We start from the raw sequence: 5,959 nt of genomic DNA, 5'->3' as shown, positions 1-5,959 counted from the left end.
GTCGCGGACAGGACCCGCCGAGCCCGCCGCGGACAGGACCCGCCGAGCCCCGGCCGCGGGCATGGCTCCCGCACCCCGGAGGCCCCGGCCTCGCACCCCGGAGGCCCCGGCCTCGCACCCCGGAGGCCCCGGCCTCGCACCCCGGAGGCCCCGTCCCCACCGCCGCCCCACCACCGGCGTCGCCGGCCGGCCGGTCGGCGTCCCGAACCGGCGGGGACGGGAATGCGCACCGCTCGCGGAGGATTTCGGCATGCGCTCGACGGCGTACGGGGGTCCGCGTCAATTCGGTGAAGTCGGCGTTCATTCCTTTCGATGAAAAGAGCAGCGGCGCCCGGCAATGTGAGCGGGCGGGGGAGCGCCGGGCCGGAATTCGGGTGAACCCCGGACGGACCGTCGCCACCAGCGCTTCCGAGGGAAAAGGGAACCGGCTGGGCGGCACGGCCCGGAGTCGGCCGGGCCGTGGAAGCCGCGCCCCGGCCGTCCGCCGGTGTTTGCGGCCCGCGCCGCGCGGTGGCTAGGTTGCGGAACCGCTCATTTCCGATTTGCCGGCAATCCCCGATACCCAAGGACGCATTCCGATGAAGAATTCCGCCGCCAAGGCCCTCGGCGTCTCCGTTCTCGGCGCAGCCCTCGCCGTCTCGGCCGCGGGCAGTGCCTCCGCGCTCACCGACGTGCCCGTCGGGAAGGCCCTGGAGGCCGCCGCCGAGTCGGTGCCGGTCGCGCAGACCGCCTCCGGGCTGTCCGACGACGCGGGCAGGACCGCCGCCCTCACCCGGGGCGCCCTTCCCGAGGCGGCCCCCGCGGCCCCGGCCGCAAGCCCGCTCGACCCGGTCACCCAGCTCCTCGGCGGCCTCCCCCTCGGCGGTCTCCTCCCCGGCCTCGGCTGAAACCGGTCCCGGGAGCGTACGACGGCGGTGGGCGCCCACCCGAGGGGGTGGGCGCCCACCGCCGTGCGGTCGGGCCGGGGCTCCGGCGGGGCGGCGGGGCGCGGCCGCTACCAGGCCGGGGTCGTCGTCCTCTCCTCCGGCAGCAGCATCCACAGCGCCAGGTACAGGAGGAACTGCGGGCCCGGCAGCAGGCACGAGACGACGAAGACCGTGCGCATGGTGGTCGCCGAGGTGCCGAAGCGCCGTGCCAGCGCCGCGCACACTCCACCGATCACGCGTCCGTCACGGGGGCGGGCAAGTGCGGCCATGGTGGGCTCCTTCGTTGAGGTGCTTCGTGGAAGCCGTCGTCGGGCCTCCGATGACTCCATCCTCACCCGCTTACCCCGGACAAAGCGTCACGCTACGGGGCGATCCCGACCCTGGGAATCCTCGGGGTCGTCCCCTGGGGGCCGTCCTCCCCCCGGAGGGCCTCGTCCCGCTGCCTCCTCGGCGCGAAGGACCCCCGGCCCTTAGGGGTGCACGCCCCGCGGTCCGGAGCGCACCACCTGCGCCGCAGCCGGGCCCGGGACGCCGGGACGACCGCCAGGTGCGCCAGCGCCACCCCCGCCGTGTTCAGCAGCACCGCGTCCACGTCCACCACCCGGCCCGGTACCGCGGTCTGGAGCAGCTCGATCCCCAGGGACACCAGGGCCCCGGCGGACACCGTCCGCACCAGCGACGCCCACGGCGCCACGTCGAGCCGCGCGTCCGCCAGCGGCAGCAGTATGCCCAGCGGGGCCAGCAGCACCAGCGCCTCGCCGATCCGCCGCGCCGCCTCGACCGGGCCCAGCGCCAGATCGGCCCTTATCCCGGCGAGCGGCTCCAGGTTCGCCGCCGTCACCCACATCACGTCCAGCGGCCGCAGCGTCAGCCACCCCACGAGCACCAGATGGACGGAGAGAAGGAAGAGCCCCGCCACGCGGTAGCGGATGGCGGCCATGCCGCCCGAACCTTGACGCTGCACGCACCCCAAGACGCGGGGACCGGTGGCATCGGTTCCCCTTCCGGGGGAGACTCGGCATCCCTTCCGGGAGAGGCCCGACGCCTCTCGGGGACCGACCCTCCCTCGGGGGCGCGGGCCGTCAGGGGACCCGGGTCGGCACCGGGGACTCCGGGCGGTCCTTCACGCCTTCGTCACACACGTAGCGCCGCACCGGGTCCGCCCCNNCGGGCCCCCCAGCACCACGGCGCCGCGCACCGAGGTCGCGTCCCCCTCCCCGTACGTGCACACGATCTGCGCCAGCGCCACCGGCGGCAGCTCCTCCGGCCGCCGGCTCAGCCGCAGCGTGCCCTCCGGGTCGTCCGCGCCGCCCGCCACCACCGTCAGCGGCTCCCCCAGGTACGTGGTGAAACCCGCCTGCCGCTCGCCCTGCGACGGCTCCTCCCGTATCGCGTCGAGCAGTGCCTGCGCGGTGGCCGCCCGCGTCGCCCCGTCCGGCCCGTCGCCCCCGGGCCGCACGGTACGCCTCACCGCCTGCAGGCCGGACGCGCACACCAGGTACACCCGTACCTGCGTCCCCGCGTCGGGCACCGCCGCCCGCGCGGTCGGCTCCGACAGGGTGCACGGCACCCGGGACGGCGCCCCGCCCGCGTCGACCGGCACCGACGTCGTGCGGATGCCGCACCCGGCGGTCACCGCCGCCAGTACGACCGCCCCGGCCGACATCCCCCACCGGCGCGCACCCGGCCCGCCGGCGGTCTCCGGGCGCGGAGCCCGGTCCGCCGTCCGCCCGCCCGCGTCAGGCACGCGCATCCCGCTCGCCACCACGCCGCTCCTCGTCCCCCGTACCGTCTTCCCCCCGGCTGCCGCGGCCGTCCCCGCCGCCGAGCGCGGGGCCGTCCTCCCCGTCGCGGTCCGCGACCCCCGAACCGTCGCGGGGCAGCCGCAGCGTGAACACCGCGCCCTCCCCGTCCGGGGAGTTGGCCGCGGTGATGTCGCCGCCGTGGACCAGCGCGTTCTCCATGGCGATCGACAATCCGAGCCCGCTCCCCTCCGACCTCGGGCGGGACGCGCTCGCCTTGTAGAACCGGTCGAAGACGTGCGGCAGGACGTCCTCGGGGATGCCCGGCCCGTGATCCCGCACCCGGACGATCAGATCGTCCCCGGCGGTCCGCACCGACACCCGCACCGGCGAGCCGCCGTGCTTGAGGGCGTTGCCGATCAGGTTCGCGAGTATCACGTCCAGCCGGCGCGGGTCCAGCCGCGCCACGATGCCCCGCTCGGCGTCCAGTTCCACCGCGTCCAGCCACGCCCGCGCGTCGACGCACGCCGTCACCTGGTCGGCCACGTCCACGTCGTCCAGGACCAGCTTCGCCGTGCCCGCGTCGAACCGCGTGACCTCCATCAGGTTCTCGACCAGCGTGTTCAGCCGGCGCGTCTCACTGATCACCAGCGACACCGCCGGGGCGACCATCGGGTCGAGGCAGTCCTGCTCCTCCTCCAGGACCTCCGTCACCGCCGTCAGCGCCGTCATCGGCGTCCGCAGCTCGTGCGACATGTCCGCCACGAACCGGCGGCTGGACTCCTCCCGCGCGCTCATGTCCGCGACCTTCTTCTGAAGGCTCTCCGCCGCGCTGTTGAACGTCCGCGCCAGCTCGGCGAGTTCGTCCGTACCGGACACCCGCAGCCGGGTGTCGAGCTTCCCCTCGCCGAGCCGCCGCGCCGCCTCGCCCAGCCGGTGCACCGGCTTCAGCACCGTCGTCGCCGCCACCTGCGCCAGCAGCGCCGACCCCAGCAGCGCCAGCAGCGTCGCCACCCCCAGCGACCAGCCCAGCGAGTTCAGGTCCTGCCGCTCCGGCTCCAGCGATTTCAGCATGTACCCGGTCGGCCCGCCGCCGATGATCCGCGTCCCGCCCACCAGGTACGGCGTGCCGCGCAGCTTCGTCCGCAGCCAGAACACGTGGTACGAGTGCCGGTTGGCGGCCGTGAGCTCCTGCTCCTCGTCCACCGCCGCCCGCAGCGACGCCGGCACGTCGGCCGGCGTGAACCGGTCCGGGTCGGACGCGCCGACCACCGGTCCGCCCGCGCCCCCCTCGCCCAGCAGCACCACGCTGTACCCGCCGCCGCCCCGGGCCATCAGCTCGGCGGTCCGCCGCAGCTCCTCCCCGGAGGCCCGCGACGGGAGCGCGGCCGCCCGGTTCTGCATCTCCTGCCGGAAGTCGCCGAGCGCCGCCTCCTGCGTACGCGTCAGCACCGCCTCGCGGTTCAGCCAGTACGCGATCCCCGACGCCGACACGGCGGCCGTCAGCGCGACCAGGCCGAACACGGCTATCAGCCGCACCCGCAGGCTCGTCCACCGCTTCCCAGCGCCCAGCGCGCCCCGCCCCCCGCGCACGCTCACGCGGGGGTGTCGAGCCGGTAACCGACGCCGCGCACCGTACGGATCAGGGTCGGTGCCGACGGGACGTCCTCCACCTTCGCCCGCAGCCGCTGCACGCACGCGTCCACCAGACGCGAGTCGCCCAGGTAGTCGTGCTCCCACACCAGCCGCAGCAACTGCTGCCGCGACAGCGCCTGCCCCGGCCGGCGGCTCAGCTCCAGCAGCAGCCGCAGCTCGGTCGGCGTCAGCTGGAGCTCCTCGCCGTTCTTCGTCACCGTCATCGCCGACCGGTCGATGGCCAGCGCGCCGAAGGTCGCCGAGTCCGTCGTCTCCCGCTCCCCGCGCCGCAGCACGGCGCGGATGCGGGCGTCCAGCACCCGTCCCTGGACCGGCTTGACGACGTAGTCGTCCGCACCCGACTCCAGGCCGACGACCACGTCGATGTCGTCGCTGCGCGCCGTCAGCAGGATGATCGGCAACTGGTCCGTACGCCGGATGCGCCGGCACACCTCGAAACCGTCGATGCCGGGCAGCATCACGTCCAGGACGACCAGGTCAGGCCGCTGTTCCCGGAGCATCTTCAGGCCGTCCTCACCCGTCGCCGCGGTGGCCACGCGGTGGCCCTGGCGGGACAGCGAGAGTTCGAGGGCCGTGCGGATGGCGTCGTCGTCCTCGATCAGCAACAGGAAAGGCACGGCGTCATTCTGTCCCATGGGAGGAGACGAGTTCGACCCGTGGGGTGCCCCGGCGGCCCCTCCATTACCAGAACGACGCGCCGCGACCCCCTGTGACACGCCTGTGACAGTCGGCGGACACCGCCATGAACTCCCCTCGGCAGTCTTCTTTCCACATGGACGAGCCGGCTCCACGACCACAGGGGGGCGTGATGAACGCAGTGCGGCACGGCACCACCTCGGACGCGGTCGCCGCGCGTCCCCGCGGCGCCGCCCGGAGCGCCGGGCGGACCGCCGCCGAGCGGGAGGCCCCGGCCGCCGACCGGAACCGGGAGCCCGGCGGGGCGCGGGGGCGGGTCCGCGGTCCCGGACGGCGGACCGGCACGTCCTGCGTCGTCGCCCTGGGNGACGNNGNNAGNNNGCACGAGGAGGCCGCGGGGGAGCGGCGGGCCCCGGCGGGGCGGAACGCCGAAGCCGCGTTCACCGCCTACGTCCAGGAGCGCCGCGCGTCCCTGTACGCCACCGCCTACCACCTGACCGGGGACCGGCACGAGGCCGAGGACCTGCTGCAGAGCGCGCTGTTCTCGACGTACCGGGCCTGGGACCGGATCAGCGACAAGGCGGCGGTCGGCGGCTACCTGCGCCGCACGATGACCAACCTGCACATCAGCGCCTGGCGTCGCCGCAAGATCAACGAGTACCCGACGGAGGAACTGCCGGAGACCGCCGGCGACTTCGACGCGATGCGCGGCACGGAGCTGCGCGCGGTGCTCTGGCAGGCGCTCGCCCGGCTGCCCGAACTGCAGCGCACCATGCTGGTCCTGCGCTACTACGAGGGCCGCACCGATCCGGAGATCGCGGAGATCCTGGACATCAGCGTCGGCACGGTGAAGTCGAGCATCTGGCGGTCGCTCCGCCGGCTGCGCGAGGACGAGGTCCTCAGCTTCGGCCGTGACCAGGAGGAGTCCTTCGGCCAGCTCGTGGCCTGAAGGCAGGGGGGAACCCACGGGGGACGTGGGGGGNACCCGCAGGGGGATCA

7 protein-coding genes are annotated in these 5,959 nt (G+C 74.8%); 2 read left to right on the top strand and 5 right to left on the bottom strand.

The window, feature by feature from the left end; translation table 11 throughout:
• Positions 1 to 578 precede the first annotated feature (578 nt).
• Entirely contained in the window at positions 579 to 887 is a 309-nt protein-coding gene (locus MW084_RS04240; RefSeq protein WP_010468350.1) for a hypothetical protein, read from the top strand.
• A 107-nt stretch (positions 888 to 994) separates the two neighbouring features.
• Here MW084_RS04240 and MW084_RS04235 read toward each other — a convergent pair whose 3' ends face one another.
• The 5 genes from MW084_RS04235 to afsQ1 all read right to left on the bottom strand — a co-directional run bounded on the left by MW084_RS04235 (position 995) and on the right by afsQ1 (position 4,941).
• A complete protein-coding gene (locus MW084_RS04235; protein WP_010468348.1) occupies positions 995 to 1,195 on the bottom strand; it encodes a PspC domain-containing protein in 201 nt (66 codons plus the stop codon).
• Positions 1,196 to 1,287: 92 nt separating this feature from the next.
• Positions 1,288 to 1,866 (bottom strand): VanZ family protein, encoded by a 579-nt coding sequence (locus tag MW084_RS04230; protein WP_010468347.1) that lies wholly within the window; start codon positions 1,864 to 1,866, stop codon positions 1,288 to 1,290.
• Between the two features lie 228 nt (positions 1,867 to 2,094).
• Positions 2,095 to 2,679 (bottom strand): hypothetical protein (locus MW084_RS04225; RefSeq protein ID WP_275563477.1); only part of this gene is annotated, 585 nt, incomplete at its 3' end.
• Positions 2,666 to 4,267, bottom strand: a complete 1,602-nt coding sequence (locus MW084_RS04220; protein ID WP_050986707.1) for a sensor histidine kinase — start codon at positions 4,265 to 4,267, stop codon at positions 2,666 to 2,668. The genes MW084_RS04225 and MW084_RS04220, both read right to left, overlap by 14 nt.
• A complete protein-coding gene (afsQ1, locus tag MW084_RS04215; RefSeq protein ID WP_010468341.1) occupies positions 4,264 to 4,941 on the bottom strand; it encodes a two-component system response regulator AfsQ1 in 678 nt (225 codons plus the stop codon). The genes MW084_RS04220 and afsQ1 overlap by 4 nt, the downstream gene beginning before the upstream one ends.
• 400 nt (positions 4,942 to 5,341) lie before the next feature.
• On the opposite strand from afsQ1, the gene MW084_RS04205 reads away from it, so the two are divergent.
• Positions 5,342 to 5,909, top strand: a 568-nt coding sequence (locus MW084_RS04205; RefSeq protein ID WP_275563476.1) for a SigE family RNA polymerase sigma factor, incomplete at its 5' end; no start/stop codon positions are given.
• Positions 5,910 to 5,959 lie beyond the last annotated feature (50 nt).

It is taken from the genome of Streptomyces sudanensis (assembly GCF_023614315.1).
Lineage (GTDB): Bacteria > Actinomycetota > Actinomycetes > Streptomycetales > Streptomycetaceae > Streptomyces > Streptomyces sudanensis.
This window is presented reverse-complemented; position numbering and strand designations above follow the sequence as displayed.